This is a genomic window from Actinomadura sp. WAC 06369 (assembly GCF_003947565.1).
Taxonomy (GTDB): domain Bacteria; phylum Actinomycetota; class Actinomycetes; order Streptosporangiales; family Streptosporangiaceae; genus Spirillospora; species Spirillospora rifamycini.
In genome coordinates this window covers 58,354-79,957 of record NZ_QHJN01000013.1, presented here as the reverse complement: position 1 = coordinate 79,957, position 21,604 = coordinate 58,354, and the positions used below count along the sequence as shown (strand labels likewise).

General features: G+C 73.1%; 21 protein-coding genes and 1 riboswitch. Of the genes, 11 read left to right on the top strand and 10 right to left on the bottom strand.

The window, feature by feature from the left end; translation table 11 throughout:
- Window positions 1–24 precede the first annotated feature (24 nt).
- The 3 genes from DMH08_RS06025 to DMH08_RS06020 all read left to right on the top strand — a co-directional run bounded on the left by DMH08_RS06025 (window position 25) and on the right by DMH08_RS06020 (window position 2,665).
- Window positions 25–765 carry a hypothetical protein gene (locus DMH08_RS06025; RefSeq protein WP_125612244.1) on the top strand — a complete coding sequence of 247 codons (741 nt, stop codon included), beginning with the start codon at window positions 25–27 and terminating at the stop codon, window positions 763–765.
- An 81-nt stretch (window positions 766–846) separates the two neighbouring features.
- Window positions 847–1,017 (top strand): hypothetical protein, encoded by a 171-nt coding sequence (locus tag DMH08_RS40885; RefSeq protein WP_169528874.1) that lies wholly within the window; start codon window positions 847–849, stop codon window positions 1,015–1,017.
- An 88-nt stretch (window positions 1,018–1,105) separates the two neighbouring features.
- Window positions 1,106–2,665, top strand: coding sequence for a long-chain-fatty-acid--CoA ligase (locus tag DMH08_RS06020; RefSeq protein WP_125612242.1), 1,560 nt, complete (start codon window positions 1,106–1,108; stop codon window positions 2,663–2,665).
- On the opposite strand, the gene DMH08_RS39995 is transcribed toward DMH08_RS06020, so the two are convergent.
- The 3 genes from DMH08_RS39995 to tuf form a co-directional block, all read right to left on the bottom strand.
- Window positions 2,662–2,832 (bottom strand): hypothetical protein, encoded by a 171-nt coding sequence (locus DMH08_RS39995; RefSeq protein ID WP_158642258.1) that lies wholly within the window; start codon window positions 2,830–2,832, stop codon window positions 2,662–2,664. The two genes, DMH08_RS06020 and DMH08_RS39995, sit on opposite strands and share 4 nt — an antisense overlap.
- 68 nt (window positions 2,833–2,900) lie before the next feature.
- Window positions 2,901–3,764, bottom strand: a complete 864-nt coding sequence (locus DMH08_RS06015) for an endonuclease/exonuclease/phosphatase family protein (protein WP_125612241.1) — start codon at window positions 3,762–3,764, stop codon at window positions 2,901–2,903.
- 273 nt (window positions 3,765–4,037) lie between these two features.
- Window positions 4,038–5,222, bottom strand: a complete 1,185-nt coding sequence (gene tuf, locus DMH08_RS06010; protein WP_026404853.1) for an elongation factor Tu — start codon at window positions 5,220–5,222, stop codon at window positions 4,038–4,040.
- A gap of 343 nt (window positions 5,223–5,565) precedes the next feature.
- On the opposite strand from tuf, the gene DMH08_RS06005 reads away from it, so the two are divergent.
- Window positions 5,566–6,771, top strand: a complete 1,206-nt coding sequence (locus DMH08_RS06005) for an arginine deiminase (RefSeq protein WP_026404854.1) — start codon at window positions 5,566–5,568, stop codon at window positions 6,769–6,771.
- 3 nt (window positions 6,772–6,774) lie between these two features.
- On the opposite strand, the gene DMH08_RS06000 is transcribed toward DMH08_RS06005, so the two are convergent.
- The 5 genes from DMH08_RS06000 to DMH08_RS05980 form a co-directional block, all read right to left on the bottom strand.
- On the bottom strand, window positions 6,775–8,442 hold the full coding sequence (locus DMH08_RS06000; RefSeq protein WP_125612239.1) for a TlrC/CarA/OleB/SrmB family ABC-F type ribosomal protection protein: 1,668 nt from the start codon (window positions 8,440–8,442) through the stop codon (window positions 6,775–6,777).
- A gap of 266 nt (window positions 8,443–8,708) precedes the next feature.
- A complete protein-coding gene (locus DMH08_RS05995) occupies window positions 8,709–9,263 on the bottom strand; it encodes an ATP-binding protein (protein WP_199747639.1) in 555 nt (184 codons plus the stop codon).
- 417 nt (window positions 9,264–9,680) lie between these two features.
- The gene (locus tag DMH08_RS05990) at window positions 9,681–11,549 is read right to left on the bottom strand and encodes a PAS domain-containing protein (protein WP_051301308.1); all 1,869 of its coding nucleotides are present in this window, start codon (window positions 11,547–11,549) and stop codon (window positions 9,681–9,683) included.
- Between the two features lie 85 nt (window positions 11,550–11,634).
- Window positions 11,635–12,960 carry a purine-cytosine permease family protein gene (locus DMH08_RS05985; protein WP_125612237.1) on the bottom strand — a complete coding sequence of 442 codons (1,326 nt, stop codon included), beginning with the start codon at window positions 12,958–12,960 and terminating at the stop codon, window positions 11,635–11,637.
- Window positions 12,953–13,069: riboswitch (TPP riboswitch) on the bottom strand. It overlaps the preceding gene by 8 nt.
- A 29-nt stretch (window positions 13,070–13,098) precedes the next feature.
- On the bottom strand, window positions 13,099–13,425 hold the full coding sequence (locus DMH08_RS05980) for a rhodanese-like domain-containing protein (RefSeq protein ID WP_026404858.1): 327 nt from the start codon (window positions 13,423–13,425) through the stop codon (window positions 13,099–13,101).
- 49 nt (window positions 13,426–13,474) lie between these two features.
- Between DMH08_RS05980 and DMH08_RS05975 the strand changes: the two genes are divergently transcribed.
- The gene (locus DMH08_RS05975; protein WP_026404859.1) at window positions 13,475–13,924 is read left to right on the top strand and encodes an SSI family serine proteinase inhibitor; all 450 of its coding nucleotides are present in this window, start codon (window positions 13,475–13,477) and stop codon (window positions 13,922–13,924) included.
- Window positions 13,925–14,131: 207 nt separating this feature from the next.
- Window positions 14,132–15,493 carry a M20/M25/M40 family metallo-hydrolase gene (locus DMH08_RS05970; protein WP_026404860.1) on the top strand — a complete coding sequence of 454 codons (1,362 nt, stop codon included), beginning with the start codon at window positions 14,132–14,134 and terminating at the stop codon, window positions 15,491–15,493.
- Between the two features lie 7 nt (window positions 15,494–15,500).
- Here DMH08_RS05970 and DMH08_RS05965 read toward each other — a convergent pair whose 3' ends face one another.
- On the bottom strand, window positions 15,501–16,187 hold the full coding sequence (locus DMH08_RS05965) for an enoyl-CoA hydratase-related protein (RefSeq protein ID WP_125612233.1): 687 nt from the start codon (window positions 16,185–16,187) through the stop codon (window positions 15,501–15,503).
- Between the two features lie 52 nt (window positions 16,188–16,239).
- Here DMH08_RS05965 and DMH08_RS05960 point away from each other — a divergent pair, with 52 nt between their 5' ends.
- Window positions 16,240–16,815: a TetR/AcrR family transcriptional regulator gene (locus tag DMH08_RS05960; protein WP_125612231.1), complete on the top strand. Its 576-nt coding sequence runs from the start codon at window positions 16,240–16,242 to the stop codon at window positions 16,813–16,815.
- Window positions 16,816–17,355: 540 nt separating this feature from the next.
- On the opposite strand, the gene DMH08_RS39990 is transcribed toward DMH08_RS05960, so the two are convergent.
- Window positions 17,356–17,712 carry an ATP-binding protein gene (locus tag DMH08_RS39990; protein WP_158642257.1) on the bottom strand — a complete coding sequence of 119 codons (357 nt, stop codon included), beginning with the start codon at window positions 17,710–17,712 and terminating at the stop codon, window positions 17,356–17,358.
- A 484-nt stretch (window positions 17,713–18,196) separates the two neighbouring features.
- Between DMH08_RS39990 and DMH08_RS05950 the strand changes: the two genes are divergently transcribed.
- The 4 genes from DMH08_RS05950 to DMH08_RS05935 all read left to right on the top strand — a co-directional run bounded on the left by DMH08_RS05950 (window position 18,197) and on the right by DMH08_RS05935 (window position 21,550).
- Window positions 18,197–19,078: a helix-turn-helix domain-containing protein gene (locus tag DMH08_RS05950; protein WP_125612227.1), complete on the top strand. Its 882-nt coding sequence runs from the start codon at window positions 18,197–18,199 to the stop codon at window positions 19,076–19,078.
- 21 nt (window positions 19,079–19,099) lie between these two features.
- A complete protein-coding gene (locus DMH08_RS05945) occupies window positions 19,100–19,312 on the top strand; it encodes a DUF397 domain-containing protein (protein WP_125612225.1) in 213 nt (70 codons plus the stop codon).
- A 46-nt stretch (window positions 19,313–19,358) separates the two neighbouring features.
- Window positions 19,359–19,940, top strand: coding sequence for a hypothetical protein (locus DMH08_RS05940; RefSeq protein WP_125612223.1), 582 nt, complete (start codon window positions 19,359–19,361; stop codon window positions 19,938–19,940).
- A gap of 272 nt (window positions 19,941–20,212) precedes the next feature.
- Entirely contained in the window at window positions 20,213–21,550 is a 1,338-nt protein-coding gene (locus DMH08_RS05935; RefSeq protein ID WP_125612221.1) for an MFS transporter, read from the top strand.
- The last annotated feature ends 54 nt before the right edge of the window (window positions 21,551–21,604 follow it).

Here is a 21,604-nt window from a genome sequence, read left to right as displayed (position 1 = left end):
GACGATCGGCGCTTTAATGGCCGAATGCCGCAAACTCGCTCCGCGACCTCCACCGGCGCCGTCGTCGCGCTCATCATGGTCGGGGGCGCCCTCGCCACCGGCGTCGCGATCGTCCTCACGATCTTCCGGAACTACCACTCGCTCACGATGATCGAGTTCCGCGCGTCGACGGTGTACTTCCTGATGGAGTGCTTCTTCGTCGGCCTGGTCGTCGGGGGCTCGCTGGTGTTCACCCGTCCGCGCGGGCCGCTGGCCCCGATCGGGGCGGCGATCGCGGCGTTCGTGGCGATGGAGGTGGGCGTCCGGATCGGGGCGTACCTGGCCATCATGCTGTCGATCCAGGGCTTCCCGGGCACGGGGCCGATCGGCGACCTCATGGAGCCCGCGCCGGTCAAGTTCATGTTCTACGAGCTGCTCGCGTCGCTGGTCGCCGCGGGGCTCGCGCTGGTGAAGGTGCTGATGTCGTCCGGCGCCGGGACGGCTCCCGCGTTCGGCCCCGGGGGGCCGGGGCAGCCGTTCGGCGCTCCCGGGCAGCCGCCGGCGGGGGCGCCGTACGGGGCGCCCGGCCAGCCCATCCCGGGCCAGCCGATGCCGGGCCAGCCGATGCCGGGCCAGCCCATGCACGGGCAGCCCGCCCCGGGGCAGCCGCAGCCGCCGGCCGGGCCGGGCGGGCCGGGCGGGTGGGCTCCGGGGCAGCCGATCGACCCGCCGCCCTCGCCGGGCGGGCAGCAGTACCCGGGCGCCCAGCCGCCGCCCGCCCCCTAGGGGCGTCCCCGACCCGCGTCGGGGTCGAGGTCGTCCTCCAGGGTGATGACGGGCGTCGGTGGCGCCGCCTACCGTGGAGGCATGGGCAAAACAATCCTGATGATCCTCGGCGTGGTGCTGGCGGTGTGGCTGCTGTTCACCGTCGTCGGCGCCATCCTGTCGATGCTCAAGTTCTTCTTCTTCATCGGGCTCGTCGCGGTCGTCGTCGTGCTCGCCGTCACCCTCGTCTCGAAGATGTCCAGAAGCGGCTAGGAACCGGGACACCTGTCCCTTGCCGCCCGCTCGCCGATGGCCGCATGATTGCGCGGTAAGTGTGCGGTTATCGGCGAAAGGACGCATCGTGCCTGGTCTGACCGAGATTCTGCGTGAGCGCGCGCGCTCGCACCCCGACCGCATCGCGTACATCGCGGGCGACGCGCGGATCACGTACGCGGACTTCGACCGACGCGTCGACCGGGTGGCCGCGGCGCTCGCGGAGGCCGGCGTCGGCGCCGGCGACCGGGTCGCCATCCTCGACAAGAACTCGCTCGAGTACGCCGAGCAGCTGTTCGGGGCCGCGCGGATCGGCGCCGTGCAGGTCCCGGTGAACTACCGGCTGGCGCCCGACGAGGTCGCCTACATCGTCAACAACGCCCGCGCCAAGGTGTTCATCGTCGGGCCCGAGTTCGTCCCGGTGCTCGACGCGGTGCGCGACCGGCTCGAGCACACCACGCACGCGATCGTCATCGACGGCGCGAACGGGCACGCCCACGTCGACTACGCCGCCTGGGTGAACGCCGCGCCCGACGCGGTCGCGGACGCCGAGATCGCGACGTCCGACGTGTTCGTGCAGCTCTACTCGTCGGGCACCACGGGCCGGCCCAAGGGCGTGATGCTCACGCACGACAACTTCCTCGCGGGCCTGCCGATGGTGAAGGACGCCTGGTACGTCGACGAGTCGAGCGTCCTCATGGTCGCGATGCCGATGTACCACGTCGCGGGCAACGTCCTGACGGTCTGCGCCGTGCACGAGGGCATCACGGGCGTGATCGCGCGGGAGCCCGACCCGACGCTGATCGCCCGCGCGATCGAGGAGCACCGGGTCACGCACATCTTCCTCGTCCCGGTGCTGCTGCAGTTCATGCAGCTGATCCCCGAGGTGGCCGAGGCCGACCTGTCCAGCCTCCGGCTGCTGATCTACGGCGCGTCGCCGATCAGCGAGGAGGTCCTGCGGGGCGCCATGCGGATGCTGCCGAACAGCGGGTTCATGCAGGTCTACGGGCTGACCGAGACGACCGGCGCGATCACCATGCTGCCGCCCGAGGACCACGACCCGGACGGCCCGAACACGCACCGGCTGCGCAGCGCGGGCCTGCCCAACACGGTCACCGAGCTGCGGATCGTCGATCCGGCGTCGGGCGAGGAGCAGCCGGCCGGGCAGGTCGGCGAGATCCTCTGCCGCACCCCGCAGAACATGAAGGGCTACTGGGAGCTGCCGGACGCGACGTCCACGGCGCTGCCGGGCGAGGGCTGGTTCCGCACCGGCGACGTCGGCTACCTCGACGAGGACGGCTACCTCTACATGCACGACCGGGTCAAGGACATGATCATCTCGGGCGGGGAGAACATCTACCCGGCCGAGGTCGAGAACGCCCTGATGAGCCACCCGGACGTCACCGACTGCGCGGTGATCGGCGTCCCGCACGAGAAGTGGGGCGAGACGCCGAAGGCCATCGTCGTCCTGTCCGCCGACGTCTCCGAGCAGGACCTCATCGACTTCTGCCGGGAGCGCCTCGCGCACTTCAAGTGCCCGTCCTCGGTGGAGCGCCGCGACGAGATCCCGCGCAACCCGACCGGCAAGATCCTCAAGCGGGAGCTGCGCGCCCCCTACTGGGAGGGCCGGGACCGGGCGGTCCACTAGCCCGCGCCGGCCTCCGCGAGCGCGCGCCGCGCGACGTCGGCGAGGTGGCCGGGGCACCGCCAGCGGGCGGGCCCCGGCCCCTCCTCGTCCTGGTACTGGTTCGGCCGGAGGAACGCGCGCTTCTCGGGGTGCTCGTAGGGCAGCGTGCCGAGGAACGAGTCGTACACGAGCGGGACGAGCCGGGCGAGCTGCGGCGGCGTGTACGTCTCCGGCGGCTCGGCCGTGCGGCCGTCGGTCAGCGGAAGCGGACGGCCGCCGACAGCGGGCGGTGGTGCGACTCCTCCACCGGCTCCGCCGGGACGCCGCAGGACACGCTCGCCGACTTCGACATGAAGATGAAGTCGTTCTTCTCGACGGCGGTGCCGCGCCAGTCCTGGAGGGTCTCGTCGCCCGTCCGGGTCGTGCCGGGGCCCTGGTCGCACTCGTTGTAGGCGTCGTAGAGGGGGTCGAGGGCCGCGCTCTTCGGGCCGTCCGCCAGGTCGCCGCCGACGACCACGCGGCCCGACCCGGCGATCCCGGCGAGCGCTTCGGCCTGCTTCGTCCGCCACTCCCCGGCGGGGTCGTCCGCGGCGGGGGTGAACTGCGTGACGCACACGCGGGCGCGCCACGCGTCGACCTCGCCGCACAGCGCGATCCGCCCGGCGCCGTCGGGGGCGGGCAGCTTCTCGGTCTTCTCCGCGGCGAGCGCCGCCTCGGTGCCGATCGCGAGGCCGAGCCGGCCCTGCTCGTCCGCGCACTCCCCGCCGTCCGGGTACTCGGCGAACGTCCAGCTCCAGCCGTCGAGCCCGTCCTCCTCGCGGAGCGTCTCCACCTGCCCCTCGCAGACCTCCTGCAGCAGGACGGCGTTCGGTTCGACGTCGCGCCCGCCGACCACCGTCTTCCCGGCGCGCTCGGCGATCCGCTCGGCCAGCTCGTCGGGGTCGCCGCCGAGCGGGCAGCCGGGGCGGGCCTCGCCGCACACGTTCCAGGTCACCGCGTTCACCGTCGCCGACGGGAGCTCGCGCACCGCGCTGTCGGCGTGGGCGGGGCCGCCGCCGGGCACGCCCTTGATCGCGGCGCCGGCGCCGGCGATCGTGACGACCACGGCGGCGGCCGTCACGGAGAGCAGGGGAATCAGGGCGCGGGGGGTACGCACACGTGCTCCATGTGGGGGAACTGCGGGGGAACTGCGGGGGGCGACGTCGGAATCTCACCACATCAAGATCGCCACCGCCACCGGTTCCCGGTGACTCGGCCCTGCAAAATATGACAATTCAACCGCTTGACAGGTGTCCGAAACCCGCGTCGCACGGCGTTCACCGACCGCGGAAGGCCGGGCGCGCGCCCACCGGCGCGCACCCGGCCCGACCGTCCGCGGCGTCCGCCCGTCCCGCTAGTCGAGCAGCTCCACGACGGTCCCGGCACCGACCGTCCGGCCGCCCTCGCGGATCGCGAAACCGAGCCCGGCGGCCATCGCGACCGGCCTGCCGAGGTCCACCGCCATCTCGACGTCGTCGCCCGGCACCGCCATGCCGCCCGCACCGAGGTCCACCGACCCGACCACGTCCGTGGTCCGGAAGTGGAACTGCGGCCGGTACCCGTGGAAGAACGGCCTGCTCCGGCCGCCCTCCGCCGCGGTCAGCACCCGCACCCGCGCCCGGAACCGCAGGTGCGGCCGGATCGAGCCCGGAGCGCTCACGACCTGCCCGCGGCGCACGTCCGTCCGCTGGACGCCGCGCAGCAGGACCGCCGCGTTGTCCCCCGCCTCGGCGTGCTCCATCGCCTGCCCGAACGTCTCCAGGCCGGTGACGACGGACGTCAGCGTCCGCTCGTCCAGCCCGACGATCTCGACCTCGTCGCGCAGCCGCACCGCGCCCTGCGCCACCACGCCGGTCACGACCGTGCCGCGCCCGGTGATGCTCAGCACGTTCTCGACCGGCATCAGGAACGGCTTGTCGAGCACCCGCTCCGGCACCGGGACGTACGCGTCCACCGCGTCGAGCAGGTCGCCGATCCGGGCCGTCCAGTACGGGTCGCCCTCCAGCGCCCGCAGCCCGGACACCCGGACGACCGGGACGTCCTCGCCCGGGAACCCGTACTCCGACAGCAGCTCCCGGACCTCCAGCTCGACCAGGTCGAGCAGCTCGGCGTCCTCCACCGCGTCGGCCTTGTTCAGCGCCACCACGATGTGCCGGACCCCGACCTGCCGCGCCAGCACGACGTGCTCCCGCGTCTGCGGCATCGCGCCGTCCTGCGCCGACACGACGAGGACGGCCCCGTCGATCTGCGCCGCACCGGTGATCATGTTCTTCACGTAGTCGGCGTGGCCGGGCATGTCGACGTGGGCGTAGTGCCTGGTCGCGGTCGAGTAGTGCACGTGCGCGATGTTGATCGTGATGCCGCGGTCGCGCTCCTCGGGGGCGCGGTCGATCCCCGCGAACGGGACGGCCGACGCCAGCCCGCGGTCGGCGAGCACCTTCGTGATCGCGGCGGTCAGGGTCGTCTTGCCGTGGTCGACGTGCCCCATCGTGCCGATGTTCAGGTGCGGCTTGTCGCGTTCGAAGACCTGCTTGGCCATGATTTCCGTCCTCACTCCTGGCTGGAAGGTGAGAACCCGCGCGGGCGCCGGGCGTCCGCGCGTCCTCCCGTCCACCCCCCTCCGCTGGTTCTCCGGAGGCGGGACGGAGAGGGGTCAGCGTCGCAGGCCGTCGAAGGCCGCCGCGTCTGCCGCCGCCGCGAAGAAGGCGGCCGGCACCGCGCTCGGCAGAACGGTGTCTGCGAGCGTCCGGGCGCCGGCTGCGAAGAACATGCCCCGGACACTACGGCGCGTCCCCCGCCGCGTCGATCGAATTTCCGCCCGGACCGTCCGGCGGCCCGCCCCGGTCGCGGGACCTCGGGAAACCGCGACCTAGACTGCGAGTGTGACGGAGACGACAGCGCACGAGCACCGGGTCACCAGTGAGGTCGGGCGGCTGCGGACCGTCCTGCTGCACCGGCCCGGCGCGGAACTGAAGCGGCTCACCCCGCGCAACAACGACAAGCTGCTGTTCGACGGGATCCCCTGGGCCGGACGGGCGCAGGAGGAGCACGACGCGTTCGCCGAGGCGCTGCGGTCGCGGGACGTCGAGGTCCTGTACGTGACGGAGCTCCTCCAGGACGCGCTGGAGTACGAGAACGCGCGGGAGCAGGCCATCGCGGACGCGATCGTCGACCTGCGGCTCGGCGACCAGCTCCGCCGCGTCGTCGAGGGGTACCTGCGCGACCTCGACCCCGAGGACCTCGCGCACACGCTCGTCGCCGGCCTGGCCCACGAGGAGCTGAAGGCGGGCCACGGGCTGGTCTACCGGCTCCTCGACGAGCAGGACTTCATCGTCGACCCCGTGCCGAACCTGCTGTTCACCCGCGACCAGAGCGTCTGGATCGGCGACCGGGTCGCGGTGACGAGCCTCGCGACGGACGCGCGGCGCCGCGAGGCCGACCTCGTGGGGCTGCTGTACGCGCACCACCCGCGCTTCGCGGGCGTCGAACCGGTGTACGGGCCGTCCCTGGAGCACCTGGAGGGCGGCGACGTCCTGCTGCTGGGCCCCGGCGTCGTCGCGGTCGGGACGGGCGAGCGGACGACCCCCGCGGGCGTCGAGCGGCTCGCGCGGCAGGTGATCGGCGCGGGCCTCGCCCGCACCGTCCTCGCCGTCCCCATCGCGCAGGAGCGCGCGACCATGCACCTGGACACGATCTGCACGATGGTCGACCTCGACACGGTCGTCATGTACCCGCCGGTCGCGCACTCGCTCGTCGCGTACACGGTCACGCTGGACGACGGCGACCTGCGGGTGGAGGAGCCGCGCCCGTTCCTGGAGGCCGCCGCGAGCGCCATGGGCCTCGACCGGCTCAAGGTCATCGACACCGGCCTCGACCCCGTCACCGCCGAGCGGGAGCAGTGGGACGACGGCAACAACACGCTCGCCGTCGCGCCCCGGCTGTGCGTCGCCTACGAGCGGAACATCGAGACGAACGCGCAGCTGGAGGCGGCGGGCATCGAGGTGATCCGGATCGGCGGCAGCGAGCTCGGCTCCGGCCGGGGCGGGCCCCGCTGCATGTCGTGCCCGATCCTGCGGGACGCCCCGTAGCCGTCACGCGGGTGCGAGGACCGCGCCGCGCTCCAGCTCCACGCGGGAGCCGGTGAACCGCGCCCGCAGCCGCCGGTCGTGCGTCACGACCACCAGCGCGCCCCGGTAGGCGGCCAGCGCCTCCTCCAGCTGCTCCACGAGCATCGGCGACAGGTGGTTCGTCGGCTCGTCCAGCAGCAGCAGGTCGACCGGCTCGCTCACCAGCCGCGCCAGCTCGATCCTGCGGCGCTGCCCGTGCGACAGCGCGCCCACGCGCAGCCCCAGCTCCGACGGCCGGAACAGCCCGAGGGCCAGCAGCGCGTCCGCGTGCTCGTCCGGGGTGCCGGGACGGCCGTGCGCGTAGGCCCCCAGCACCGTGCGGTCCGCCGGGCCCGCCCGGCCGTCCTGCCGCAGGAACCCGACCCGGCCCGTGCGCCGCACCGCGCCGGCGTCCGGCCGCAGCTCCCCGGCGAGCACCCGCATCAGCGTCGTCTTCCCCGCGCCGTTCGGGCCGGTGACGAGCACCCGCTCGCCCGCCCGCACCGTCAGGGCGTCCACGCGGAGGCGCCCGCCGACGACCACGCCGTCGAGGGCGGCCGCCTCGGGTGCCTCGGCGCCCGCGGTGGCGAGCGCGGCGGTGAAGCGCAGCGGCTCGGGGGGCGGCGGCGCCGGATGGTCGTCGAGCCACCGCAGCCGCTGCCGCGCCTGCCGGATCCGTCCCGCGGCGCCGTGGGTCCGCGAGCGCGCGCGCCAGGCGCCGGTGCCCATGCCCGCCTGCGTCATCTTGCGGGGGATGGCCGCCAGCCGTCCCGCGTTGGCCGTGACCAGGTCCGCGTGGCGGCCCCGCTCCGCCTTCCACTCCTCGTGCGCGCGCGCCTGCGCGGCACGCTCGGCGGCCTTCGCCGCGAGGTACCCCGCGTAGCCGTCGCCGTAGCGCCGCACCCGCCCGGCGTCGACCTCCAGGACGGTCGTCGTCACCCGTTCGAGGAACGTCCGGTCGTGCGTGATCGCCACGACCGTCCCGCGATGCGCGCGGAGCCGCCGCTCGAGCCAGGCGACGGCCCGGTCGTCGAGGTCGTTGGTCGGCTCGTCCAGCAGCAGCAGTTCGGGATCGGACGCCAGGACGGCCGCGAGGGCGAGCCGGGACCGTTCGCCGCCCGAGAGCGTCCCGAGGGCGCGGCCCCGGTCGACGCCGGGCAGCCCGAGCGCGTGCAGCGCGGCGTCCACCCGCGCGTCGGCCTCGTAGCCGCCGCGGGCCTCGAACTCGGCGACGAGCGCCGCGTACGCGTGCAGGCCGTCGCCGTCCCCGTCGAGGTCGCGTTCGGCCGCCCGCATCCGGGCCTCCAGCGCGCGGAGGTCGGCCAGCGCCAGGTCGACGGCCTCGCCCACCGTCGCGCGGTGCGGCAGGTCGAGCGCCTGCGGCAGGTGCCCGAGTCCGCCGGGCGCGACCACCGTGACGTCCCCGTTCTCCGGCCGTACGGCCCCCGCCATCAGGCCGAGCAGCGTCGACTTCCCGGACCCGTTGTCGCCGATCACGCCGATCCGCTCGCCGGGCTTCACCGTGAGCGACACCCGGTCGAGGACGACGCGGTCGCCGTAGCGCTTGGTGGCCTCGACGAGCGCAAGTTGACTCGCGGTACGCAGAAGGCCCCACCTCCGTTCGGTCGATCGAGACGAGACGTTGCGTCTCATCCTGAGTCGAGTATGCGCGACGTGCGAAGGGAAGTCAAGACGGACCGTCTCGTCTACGTTTCGGGGGACGGGGGCGGGCGCGCGGCCCCCGAACGCGCGGAACCCCCGGCACGTGCGTGCCGGGGGTTCCGGGGACGTTTGGACGCTCGGGCGGTGTCGACGGGGGCACGACAGCGCCCGAGCTTGACGAGGACACTACAAGGTGCGGAGAAGGAGGCGTCCGGCGGGGGTGTACTTTTCAACTACCTCGGCCGGGAAGGGTCCCGTTACGCGGGGAACGCCCTGGTCGTGGGCGCGGGAAGGCCGTTGCGGGTGTCGCCGCAGAAGTCGCTCGTCGACGGCTCGTCGAAGAGGTCGGGGAAGGCGGACAGGTCGGGCATGACGACGTGCTCGCCGGTGGTCGAGGCGACGCCCGCCGCCTCGTCCGAGCGGGGAGCCCGCAGCACGGCCCACACGGTGGTCGAACCGTCCTCGTGGCGGACGCCCCAGCCTTCGGAGAGGGCCTCGACGATGCCGAGCCCCCGGCCGCCGAGCGAGGAGAGCGTCCCCGGGCCGCGGCGCGGCTCGGTCATCGCGCCGCCGTCGCTGACCTCCAGTTCGAGGACGTCGCCGTGGCACACCCAGCAGACCCTGACCTGTCCGGACGGGAGCGGGCGCGCGTGCCGCAGCGCGTTGCTGATGAGTTCGCTCACGATGACGCTGGCATCGTCCACGACGGCTTCGTAGACGCCCGACTCCGCGAGTTCGGAGCTGAGGCGCCTACGGGCGACCGCGACGCTGGACGGCGCGTGTGGCAGCAGTACAACGCTCGACGCCCTCACCTCCCCGTCGATTCGCTTGCTCGGACTGTCCCGTCGCCGCTTTTCCGGTACGACCGGAATGCCCTGTTGACATCGTCCGGAAACCCGGACGCTCCAGTTTGCCACCTGCACAACGAGTCACCGGCCCTCCGGTCACGGTGATCACCCCCGGTTGCGGTGTTTCGACGGCGTCTCCGATGTCATCTCGTCACCAACTGCGGCCCACAATGGATCTATCCACCCGCCGCCGCCTTACTCCTCGGAACCGTGTTATCTGCGTCGCCCTTGGGTCCGGCGGACGGCCGGAACCGGGGGTCCCACGGACCAGAACCCTGCCAGGCGACGGGATCGGCGGCGCCGCGGAACACGCCGACCTCACCCGTCCGGCCCCACCCCACTGTCCTCACGGTTAGTAACCGGCCCATCTATCGCGGCTGGTCAGCGGGCCTTCTGCAGGACCAATCGCATGCGGGTTCCGGTCCCGTCCGCGGCCGGGTGGGCGGACACGGTGCCGTGCTGCGCCTCGGTGAGGCGTTTCACGATGTAGAGGCCCAGCCCGATGCCGCCGAAACGGCGGCGGTCACCGGCGTCGCCCTGCACGAACCGTTCGAAGACCCGCTCGTGGTCCTCGGGCGGGATCCCGACGCCCTCGTCCTCGACCGTCACCTCGACGCAGGGCCCGGCGGCGCGCGCGCAGACGCGGACGGTGCCGCCGTCCGGGGAGTACTTGAACGCGTTCTCCATCAACTGGCCGAGCACGATGTCGGTGGCCATCGGGTCGCCCTGCGCGCGCGGCAGGCGCGGATCGATCTCCAGCTCGACCCGGTGCGCGTCCGACAGGGACCGGAACCCGGCGGCGACGCCCTCCACGACGCGGCGCAGGTCGAACGGCTCGACGGTGACGGTCAGCTCGTCCCGTCCGGCACGGGACCCCAGCAGCAGGTGCTCGACGAGCCGGCCCAGCGACTGCGCACGCTCGGCGATCGTCGCGACGGCCGCGCGGCGGTCGGCGTCGGCGAGCTCGTCCCACCGGTTGACCAGCGTGGACGCGAACCCCTGCACGACGGTGATCGGGGTGCGGAGCTCGTGGCTGGTGGTGGCGAGGAACAGGTCCTTCGCCTCCTCCAGCGCCTTCGCCTCCGACACGTCGCGGAAGTCGAGGACCAGCTCGCCCGTCTCCTCGATCTCCGCCGTCAGCACGTTCAGCCACGTGCCCGACTCGAGCTGGTACGTCAGGTCCTCGCCGAGCGCGGGCATCTCGAACGGCAGCGGGCGCCCGATCGCGTCGTCCGGCGGGATCCCGGTGATCGCGTGCGCGGCCGGGTTCCACTGCCGGACGACCAGGTCGTGGTCCAGGACGGCGATGCCGTCGGCGCTCGCGTCGATCACCGCGCGCTCGTGCGCCCGCTGCCGGACCACCTCCGCGTACGCGACCGCGTTCCCGACGGCGACGCCCGCGTGCCCCGCGAGCAGTTCGAGCAGCTCCAGCTCGGTATGCCCCACCTTGCGGCCGGAGAACAGCGCGTACAGGGCGCCGAACGGCCTGTCCTTCACGAACGACAGCCCGAGCGCGATCGTGTGCAGCCCCTCCAGCTCCGCCCAGATCAGGTCGCCGAGCCGCCGGTCCCCCGTCGCGAGCTTGATCGTCTTGCCGGAGCGCAGCAGCTCCCCGACCAGGCTCGGCCGCAGCTCCGCGGACGTCCCGCGCATCCGCTCCGGCAGCCCCGACATGCTGACCAGCCGCAGCCGCTCGCCCTCGATCCGGACGAACCCGCCCGCGTCCGCGCCGGTCAGCTCGATCAGCGCCGCGGTGATCCGGTCGAGGACGACCGCGAGGTCCAGCTCCGCGTTCAGGTCGGCGACGATGTCGTTCAGCCGCCGCACCAGCCGCGCCCGCTCGGTCATGTGGTGCTGGACGATCTCGTCGTCCTCCACCGGCCGGTACACGCCGACCCAGCCGAGCTGCGCGCCGGACGGGTCCTTCAGCAGGCTCGTGTCGATGCGGACGTCGATGAGGCGGCCGTCGCGGTGGAACCGGCGGGTCGCGATCGAGATCCGCCCGCCGTCCCCGGCCCGGCGGGTGAGCAGCCGCTCCTGGACGGCGTTGTGCTCGGCCTTCAGCTCGTCCGGGACGATCGGCGGCACGCGCCCGATCATCTCTTCGGCCGTCCAGCCGAACATCCGCTCGGCCGCCGGGTTCCACACGGTGACGCGGTGCTTGCCGTCCACGGCCACGATCGCGTCCGCGGCGCTCTCGATGACCGCCCGCGCGATCGGGTCGTGGACGTGGTGATGCACGACTGTCATCGTGCCACCGGACCCGTTGCCGCGCCGGAGAACCGCAACGGAAAAGTTCTCACTCTTCCCGCCGCGGCAACGGAAGAACGCCACGTCAGCGCGCTGCGCCGCGCGGTTTCGCCAGCCGGCCGACGGCCAGCGCGGCCGCCCCGGCGAGCAGGAACGACAGCAGCGACGCGCTCATCCAGCTTTGCGGCGCGAAGTTCAGCAGGTTTCGGACGTCCGTCCAGAACCCGGCCCAGCCGCTCACCGTGCCCGGGTTGATGAGCTGGTACGCGACGAACCCGACCACCCACGCGGCGACCATGCCCCACCGCGACGGCGCCGCGGCCGAGCCGTCCCAGCCGTCCCGGCCCCGGCCGAGGAAGAAGTCGGCGGCCAGCACGCCCAGCATCGGGACGAACACCGACCCGATCAGCGACAGGAAGCCCGCGTAGTCGCCGATGTCCAGCGCGAGCGCCAGCACGGTGATCAGCGCGCCGAGCGCGACCGTCAGGACGCGGCGGTCGGCGCGGGGCGCGAGGTTCTGGATCGACACCGCCGTGGAGTACACGTTCGCGAACGACTGGTCCGCCTCGCGCAGCACGAACACGCCGAAGAACAGCACGCCCAGCGGCACCGCGAGGAACGGGTCGAACACGTTGCCGGTCGCGCCCGCCAGCGCGAGGGCCAGCAGGCCGAGGACGTACGCGACGATCTGCGTGACCGAGTAGCCGACGGCCGCCGCGCCGAACGCGCCGCGCTCGCTGCGCGCGTGCCGGGTGTAGTCGGCGGCGACCGGCACCCACGAGATCGACACCGCCAGCGCCGCGTCGGCGCCGATCAGGAAGCCGTCCCAGCCCCCGTCCGTCAGATCCGGCAGCGGCTCCCGCACCAACCGCACATAGAAGTAGACGAGCGCGACCATCACCGCCGCCGTCACGTACCGGCGCAGCAGCCGCACCGAGCCGAGCGGCCAGATCGTCAGGGCGGTCGTCAGCACCCCCGCCGCGATCACGTAGCCCCACCGGGGGACGCCGTCCCACAGGTGCCGCGCCGCGTCCGCGATCACGATCAGCTCGAACGTCCCCCACCCGACGAGCTGCGCGATGTTCAGGACGGTCGGGACGTACGACAGCCGCGCGCCGAACAGGCCGCGCAGCAGCACCATCGCGGGACGTCCGGTCCGGGCGCCCGGCACGGCGGCGAGCCCGAGCATCAGCCCGCCGACGGCCGTCCCGACGATCATCGCGACGATCCCGGCGGCGATCGACAGCGTCGGCACGCCGTCCTCGTCCGGCGCGAGCACGGTGTACGCGCCCGAGAACGCCAGCAGGCTGACCCCGAGGTTCGCCCAGAACGCGCTCTGGTCCCAGAAGCCGAGGACCTTCGGCGCCGGCTCGTCCAGGGTGTACGGGACCTCGTCGACGGCGGACGCCATGCAGCACTCTCCCTACGCCGGCATTACCCGGACAGGTTCATGCGGTCGGCGACGCCTCTGGATTCGCCCTCTCAGCCCGGCCTCGGCCCGAGCTCCCGCGGAAATCAGACGGAAGTGTGCAACAACCGCCCAAAAAGGTCAAGCCACGTACGGGTCCCCGTCCCCCTCCATCGTGCGGCCCGCCGCCGCCCACGCCTGCATCCCGCCGGCGACGTTCTTCGCCAGCCACCCCGCCTGGTTGAGCGCCACGGTCACCTGCGCCGACCGCCCCCCGGACCGGCAGATCACGAACACCTCGCGGTCGCGCGGGATCTCCGCCGCCCGGTCGCTGAGCCGGCCCATCGGGATGTGGACGGCGTCGGGCGCGTGCCCCGCGTCCCACTCGTCCTGTTCCCGCACGTCGAGCAGGTAGGCGTCCGCCGGCACCTCGGCGGCCGGCACCGCCGGCACGTCGTCCCCGAAAATCATCACTCCTCCATGGAACCGCGCGAAACCCCGCCGCGTCGAATCACGCATGCGGTATCGGACGCCACTCCTCGCCGCGTCCGGCCTGGCTCTGATCCTTTCATTGGCCGGTTGCGGCGACGAAAGCACCTCGAGCGAATCCGCCGACGGCTCCACCGCGGTGCAGCCGTCCAGCTCCCCCGAGGAGACCCTCACGATCAAGGTCAAGCCCTCTCCGGACGCCCCCGCCACGACCTGGAACCTCACCTGCGACCCGCCCGGCGGCACCCACCCGAAGGCCGCGGAGGCGTGCGCCGCCCTCGCCGAGACCGCGGACCCGTTCAAGCCCGTCACCACCGAGATCTGCACGAAGATCTACGGCGGCCCCGCCACCGCCACCGTCCAGGGCACCTGGCGGGGAAGCAAGGTCGACACGGCGTTCTCCCGCGAGGACGGCTGCCAGCTCCACCGCTGGACGGAGGTGGCCCCGCTCTTCGGCGACGTGCCGAAACCGGGCTGACCTCTCCTTCCGAGGCCGGACGCCCGGTCCCGCGGGCCGGGCGTCCGGCAACGATTGGGTTGCGGAGCGACGGGTTGATCTTGTCGCCGTGGGGGAAATTTCCTAGATTCCCCACATCGGGGCCCCGCTTCCAGTCCTTGCCGTCACCCGCCACCGGCCCGCGACCCGAGCCGGGCGGGAACGGCCGTCCTCGCCAGAGGAGGCCCCATGTCCGAGGTCAAACGACGCGACCTGCTGGCCGGTGCCGCGGCCTTCGCCGGGTTCGCGACCGTCGGCCTGCTCCCCGGAACCGCCACCGCCGCGACCCGGCAGCGCCCCGGCGCCGCCCTTCCCCCCTCCCTCTCCGTCGGCGACCGGGCCGTGGTCGCCCGCGTCGACGCCCGCCGCGCGCTGCGGCACCTGCGGGTGCTCAGCGACCAGATCGGCTGGCGCATCGCCGGCACCGAGTCCGAGCACCGCGCCGCCCGCTACATCGCCCGCGAGCTGCGCGACCTCGGCTACCGGGTCGAGCTGCAGCCGTTCCCGGTCGCCGACAAGTACCTCGCGGAGATCCGCGCCCGCGGCGAGCGGCTCTGGCAGAGCAGCGCCTCCCCGCAGGCCGCCGTCGCCTCTGCGTCCGGCAAGGTCGCGGACGTCGGCAAGGTCACCGAGGTCACGGGCGACGTGCGCGGCAGGCTCGTCCTGTTCGACCGCGTCGTCGGCAAGGAGACCGAGCAGGCCAAGGCCGCAGCCGCCGCGGGAGCCGCGGCGGCCCTCATCGTCAACGCCCGCTCGGAGACCTACCCCGAGCGCAAGCCGGGCTCCTTCACCCCGAACCTGTCCGAGACCGTCGCGATCCCCGTGCTGGGCCTCGCCGAGTACCACGGCGAGCGGATCCGCGCGGGCGCCCGCAAGCTCTCCTTCAAGGTCACCCACCACTCCGGCCTGACCTCGTACAACGTCCTGGCCGAGCGGAAGGCGACCCTGCCGAACCCCGGCGGCAAGGCCGTCATCGTCAGCGCGCACTACGACAGCGTCCCCGGCTCGCCCGGCGCGAACGACGACGGCAGCGGGACCGTCCTGTGCCTCGAACTGGCGCGCGTCCTGCGGCGCCTGCCCACCCAGCAGGCCGTCCGCATCTGCCTGTGGGGTGCGGAGGAGTCCGGCCTGGTCGGCGCCCGGCACTACGTGAAGGAACTCGACGAGGCGGGCGTCGCGCAGATCACCGGCTGCTTCCAGAACGACATGGTCGCCACGAGCCACCCGCCCGCGGACACGTACTGGCTGCTGTCGGTGGACGGCGCGGACAACACCACCACCGCCGCGGTGAACGCCGCCGCGCGCCGGCTCGGCTACGCCGACCAGGCCGAGGGGCCCACCGCCCGCGGCTCCAGCGACCACGAAGCCTTCTTCGAGCGCGGGATCCCGGCCGGCAACTTCAGCTGGCGCGGCGGCGAGGCGCCCAGCCAGCTCGAGCCGACCTACCACACGCCCGAGGACACGATCGCCGACAACATCAGCCTCCAGCGCCTCCAGGTGTCCCTGGAACTGATCGGCTGCGCCGCCTACGACGTGGCCCGCCGCAAGTAGCGGCCGCTCACCGGAGGGCCAGGTCCGCCTCGCCGCGCGCGGCCTCGCCCTCCGGGAGCGCCCACTGCTCCAGCACCGACCGCCGGGCCGCGCCCAGCGCCCCCGGCGGCAGCGCGGCCACCGCCCCGGCCAAGGCCAGGCCCTCCCGCAACGCCTCCCCCGGCTCCACCAGGCGCGTGACCAGGCCCCACGCGAGCGCCTCCTCCGCCGCGACCCGCCGCGCCGTCAGCAGGACGTCCAGCGCCCGCCCCTGCCCGACGATCCGGGGAAGCCGCACGGTGGCGCCGTCCAGGCACGGCAAGCCCTGCGCCAGGTTCAGCGCGCCGAACTCGGCGGTCGTGGACGCGACCCGCAGATCGGCCCACAGCGCCAGCTCGAAACCGCCGCCGAAGCAGTAGCCCTCGATCGCGGCGACGACCGGCTTCGCCGGCGCCGCCCGCGTGACCCGCATGGGCGGCGGACCGTCCGCGACCGGCACGGGGAACTCGCCCGCGGCCATGGCCTTGAGGTCGTTCCCCGCGCAGAAGGCGCCGCCCGCCCCCGTCAGCACCACGGCCCGGACGCCGTCGTCGCGTTCGGCGGCGCCGACCGCCTCCCCGAGCGCCTCGGCCATCGGCCCGTCCACGGCGTTGCGGCGCTCGGGACGGTCGAGCGTGATCAGCCGGACGGGCCCGCGGTCCTCGCTTCGGATCATGCGGGCACTCTAGATAGATCAATCTATTCAGCGCAAGCGGTAGGCTCCCCGCATGGCATCCGACACCCGGGCACGCCTGCTGGAGGCCGCGGCGCAGCTGTTCCGCGAGCAGGGCTACGCGGCGACCGGCCTCAAGCAGATCACCGCGGCCGCCGAGGCCCCGTGGGGCTCGCTGTACCACTTCTTCCCCCGCGGCAAGGAGCAGCTCGGCGTCGAGACGGTCGAGCACTCCGGCGCCCGCTACCTGCGCCTGTTCGACCTCGTCCACGAACGCACCGAGCGCCGCGCCGACGAGTCCGTCCAGGACGTCTTCCGCCTCAGCGCCGACGCCCTGGAGCGGTCGGACTGGGGCGACGGGTGCCCGATCGCCACCGTCGCCCTCGAAGCCGCCACCACCAGCGAACCCCTGCGCCACGCGTGCGCCGAGGTCTTCGCCGGCTGGCGCGCCGCCACCGCCCGCCGCTTCACCGCCGAGGGCATCGAACCCGCAGCCGACCTGGCCCTCTACGTCCTCGCAGCGTTCGAGGGCGCCCTACTCCTGAGCCGCACCACCCACGACACGACCCCCCTCCACGTCACCGCCGACCTGGTGGCCCACACCATCCGCACCCACCACCCCACCCCCTGACCGGCCGCCATCGCCTCACCCGAACAACGCGAAGGCCCAGGCCAGGGCACGTCCGGCCAGGCCACGCCCGCGCCGCGGCGCCGCGCGGGGCGTCCGCCGGCGGCGAGGCAGGACACGCGGCGGAACAGCGGACACAGCCGCGGATCGAGGCCGCTCACCCGGGCACTCCACACTCCGGGCATCGTGCTCGAGCAGCGACCTGATACCGACCGCGAGGTCACGGGCATTCTTCGCCTCGACCAACCTGTCGGGAAGTAAGGCCCAGATCGAGCCGGTGTACTCGCCCCACCAGAGGCACACACCGGGAAAGACGCGCCGAAGCTCGTCCACGGCCCGATCGAGGTCGATGTCGAACACCAAGTCGTCCGGCATCCGAGGCGGGACGGGGACGCCGTGAGCGGCTCGGTACTGCTGGACGGCGTGGGCTGAAGGCATGCGTCACCTCCGAAAGGCGCGCCGACGCGCGCGTGGGCAGCGGGCGGGACGGCCGGTGGCGGGGCCACCGGCCGCGCGGGGCGCCCGTCCGGGCGCACCCGGATCTCAGCGTCTGATCAGCGCCCAGGAGGTGCGGCCGTCGAGGGTGTCGAACCGGCCGACCTCGTCGGCGTACGCACCGGCGAGCACGAGCCCGCGACCGTGCTCGGCCGGTTCGCCGCCGTCCGCCGGAACACCCTTCCCGACGACGGGTCCACCGCCGTCCAGGACCGCGAGGCACACGTGCCGGACGGTGAAGGAAAGCTCGGCCTTGATCCGGCCGCCGGGCGCCCCGCTGGCGCTGTGCCGCAGCGCGTTGGTGCCGTACTCGCTGATGATCAGCTCGAACGCGTCCGCCATCTCGGCGTCCCCCGCCAGCGGCAGCCGCACCCACCGCCGCAGATGCGGGACGGACTCGGCCACACCGGGCACATCCACCCGCCACGCCCGCCCGCGCCCGTCCGCACCCCACCGATCCGACCGCGGCGAACCGTCGACGGAAGCCGCACCGCCGCGGCGACCGCCTCTCACGCGAAGCGACTCACGGCCGCCTGATATCGGCCGTGTCAGCCCGCGCAAAGCTATCCTCATGCCTACCTCCCTTTCGAGGGATGGAGGCCGCGCGGCCGGGCGGGGCTCCAATCCAGTCCCGGCCGCGCGGCGGCTTCTCAAGAACGGCACTCCCGCACAACGAGGCCATCCCGAACTCGTCCGCGCACCGACGTGTGACCCCGGCGCCAGGTCCTCGCCGGCGGGCCGCTGCTCGACCACGTATGCCCATCGGCGACTCCTCACGCACTGTGTCGATACGGGTGCGCTGCGTACGGTGCAGAATCTAAGATGGAATTCCACTTTCGTCAACGGAATGCCGGAAGTTGATCCCACCACGCGACCACAGGGGGTGGCCATGACCAGCGACAACGGTGACGCCGTCAGCGCGACCGTGCGCCGTTGGCAGCTGACAGCGAGCTTGAAGCAGCTGCGTGAAGCTGCGGGCTTGACCATCGAGCAAGCTGTACAGCGGCTGAACGAGGGGCCCGGACGCTGGTCGAAGCCCAAGTTGTCCCGGATCGAGAACCGCCATCAGGGGGTCAAGCTCAAGGAGGTGGAGCAACTGCTCGATCTCTACGGCGCCGACGCGAAGACACGAACCGAGCTTCTGGAACTCGCGGGCACGGTGGGAGAGCGCGGGTGGTGGCTGACATACCGCCGCGATCTGCCCGAGGACTTCCATCCGCTGTTCAACCTCGAAGTCGCCATGGTCGCCAGGCGCCAATTCGAAACCTTGATCGTCCCCGGGCTGGTGCAGACCGGCGACTACGCGCGGGCTCTCATCAACGGCATCGAACCCGGGCTGGCGACCACCGAGGTCGATCGCCGAGTGACCGCCCGCCTCGCCCGGCAACAGATTCTCAGCCGCGAGTCGCCTCCTGAACTGCACATCATCCTTGAAGAATCGATCCTCGAACGCCAGGTCGGAACACCGAAGACGATGCGCACGCAGCTTCGGCGGCTTGCTGAGATACAGGACTCGGGCAACGCGACCGTGCAGGTTCTTCCCAAGAAGCTCGGTGCGAGCCCGGCTTTGGGCGGCCCCTTCTCGATCCTCACCTTGCCCGAGCCGATCCCGGACATCGGCTACACCGAAGGCATCGGCGGCTCCATATACTTGGAAACCACCGAGGCCGTCCGCTTCTGTACGCTTCGGTTCGGAATTCTCACCGAATTGGCCTTGAGTCCGGACGACTCCGTGAACCGCATCCTCTCGGCGGCGGAAGCCTACGAGTGACCATCGAAGGGGGCCCTCGGGATGATCGACCGTGAACGGCTCGCCCACGTCCAGTGGCGCAAGAGCAGCCGTTCGGGCAGCGGCGGCACGGGGGGCGGCGACTGCGTCGAGGTGGCCGCTCTTGACGGGCGGTGCTTCGTGCGGGACTCCAAGGCCCCAGAGGGACCCGTGTTGGCTCTCACGGCAGACGACTGGCGCGCCCTCGCGCGCGCTATCGGGGGCCGGGACGGCTGAGCGGGCTGGGGCTCTTCGCGGGTGTGGGGGGCGTTAGGGTTCGCGCGTGAGTTTGAAACTGCGCCGGGTCGGGCTGCCGCATGTGCGGACGCTGGTGGGGCTGGCCGATGGGCTGTGGACGGGCGAGGGTGTTCGGCTCGGGCTCGTCGGGGCCGGGTGGCTGGCTGCGGACGAGAAGGTCGCCTGGACGCACGGGGACGCGCTGGAGATCGGGGACGGCTGGGAGCTGGAGCTCGGCGCGGTGCCGCCGGAACCCGACTCGTTCGTCGTGCTGCCGTTCGCCCTGCTGTGGCCGCCGGTGCCGGTGGACGGGGAAGAGCACGACCTCGACGAGGACGACGAGGACGATCTCGACGAGGACTACGGGGACGACTGGGAGCGGCTGCCGGAGGCGGGGGCCGCGGAGTTCGGGGCGGAGTTCCTGCGGGTGCGGGGGCTGGTCGAGGGGCTGATCGGGCCGCCCGCGAGCGTGCACGGGGACCTCGGGCAGGGGGTGCGCTGGGACGTCTGGGAGCGCGGGGCGACCGTGTTCACCCTGTTCGCCCAGGACGACGTCCCCTCCTACTCCCACTACGACCGCCTCGCCCTCGGCGTCTGGGACGCGGCGGGCTGGACGCCCCCCGAGTGACGCCCGCGCCCGCTGGTAGGCTGGCGGGCATGTCAGCCGCTTCGTGCGCGGCCGCTTGCGCGGCAGTGACCAGGACGTCCCGCTAGCGGCGGGACGTTCGGCTCACAGCACCCCCTTCCTGGAACGTCCAGTCGCTTCGTGATCAGTCCGGAGCGGCCCTTCGTGCTGCTCGGAAACTCTCCAGAGCGACGGAGCACCCGATGCTTTCAGGCGTCACCTCTTCCCGCGGGCAAAGCCCGTCTCCCACGCGCGCGTGGCTCGTGCTGGGCACGATGTCCATGCTGCAGTTCTTCATCGCGGTCGACGTGACCGTGGTCAACATCGCGCTGCCGTCGATCGGCGCGGACCTCGGCGTCGACGGGCACTCGCTGACCTGGGTGGTGGTCGGCTACACCATCACCGGCGGCGGGCTGCTGATGCTCGGCGGCCGCCTCGGCGACCTGCTGGGCCGCCGCCGCACCCTGGTGGCCGGCACGACGCTGTTCGGGGCGGCCTCGCTGCTGGCGGGGCTGGCGCCCACGTTCCCGGTGCTGGTGGCCGCGCGCCTCGTCCAGGGGGCGGGCGAGGCCGTCGCGCTGCCGGCGGCGATGGCGACCATCGTGCTGATGTTCCCCGAGGGGCCGCGCCGGTCGCGGGCCCTGAGCGTGTGGGCCGCGGTCGCCAGCTGCGGGCTGGTGCTCGGGTTCGCCCTCTCCGGGATCATCACCGCCCACCTGGGCTGGCGCTGGATCTTCCTGATCTCGGTGCCGTTCATCCTGGTCGTGCTCGTGGCCGCGCTCGTGCTCGTCCGGGCCGACCGTCCCGCTCCGCGCGGACGGGCCCGGCTGGACCTGCCGGGTGCGCTGCTGCTGACCGCGTGCCCGCTGCTGTTCACCTTCGCGGCGGTCGAGGCGGGCGAGTCCGGGACGAACCTGTGGGTGAGCCTGGCGGCGCTGGCCGGTGCGGTGCTGGCCGCGGTCGGGTTCGTGCGGGTCGAGTCGCGGTCCCCGAACCCGCTGGTGCCGCTCGCCTTCTTCGCCGACCGCGCCCGCGTGCGGGCGAACCTGACGACGATGCTGCTCAGCGGGGCGCTGTCGACCTCGTTCCTGCTGTTCACGTTCTACCTGCAGGACCGTCTCGGGATCGGTCCGCTCGGGGCCGGGCTCACCATGCTGCCGCTGGCCGTCGCGCTCATCGCGGCCTCCGTTCTCGTGCCGCGGCTGCTGGGCCGCTGGGGAGCGCGCGCGTGCGTGCTGACGGGCCTCGGGGCCGCGGCGGGCGCGATGGCGGTGATCGCGCTCGTGGCGGTTTCGGACGCGGGGGCGGCGTGGCTGCTGCCCGCGATGCTGCTGATCGCCGCCGGGATGGGCTTCGGGCTCGTGGGGCTCCAGTACATCGCGGTCAGCGGAACGACCGACGAGGACGCCGGGATCGCCTCGGGTGTCCAGCGGGCGGCCGACCAGCTCGGCGGGGCCGCCGGCGTGGCCGTCTACGTCGGCGTCGGGTTCGCTCCGGCCGTGCACGCCGGCGACCCGTTCCTGGTCGCCGCGGTCCTCGCCGTCGCCGGGCTGGCCGTCGGCGCCGTGATCGCCGGCCGAGCCCCGGTCGCCGGGGAGCCGCAGGCCGAGTAGGGGACCGCGCGCCGCCACGCCCCCCGGCGTGGCGGCGCGCCCGGTCGATGACGA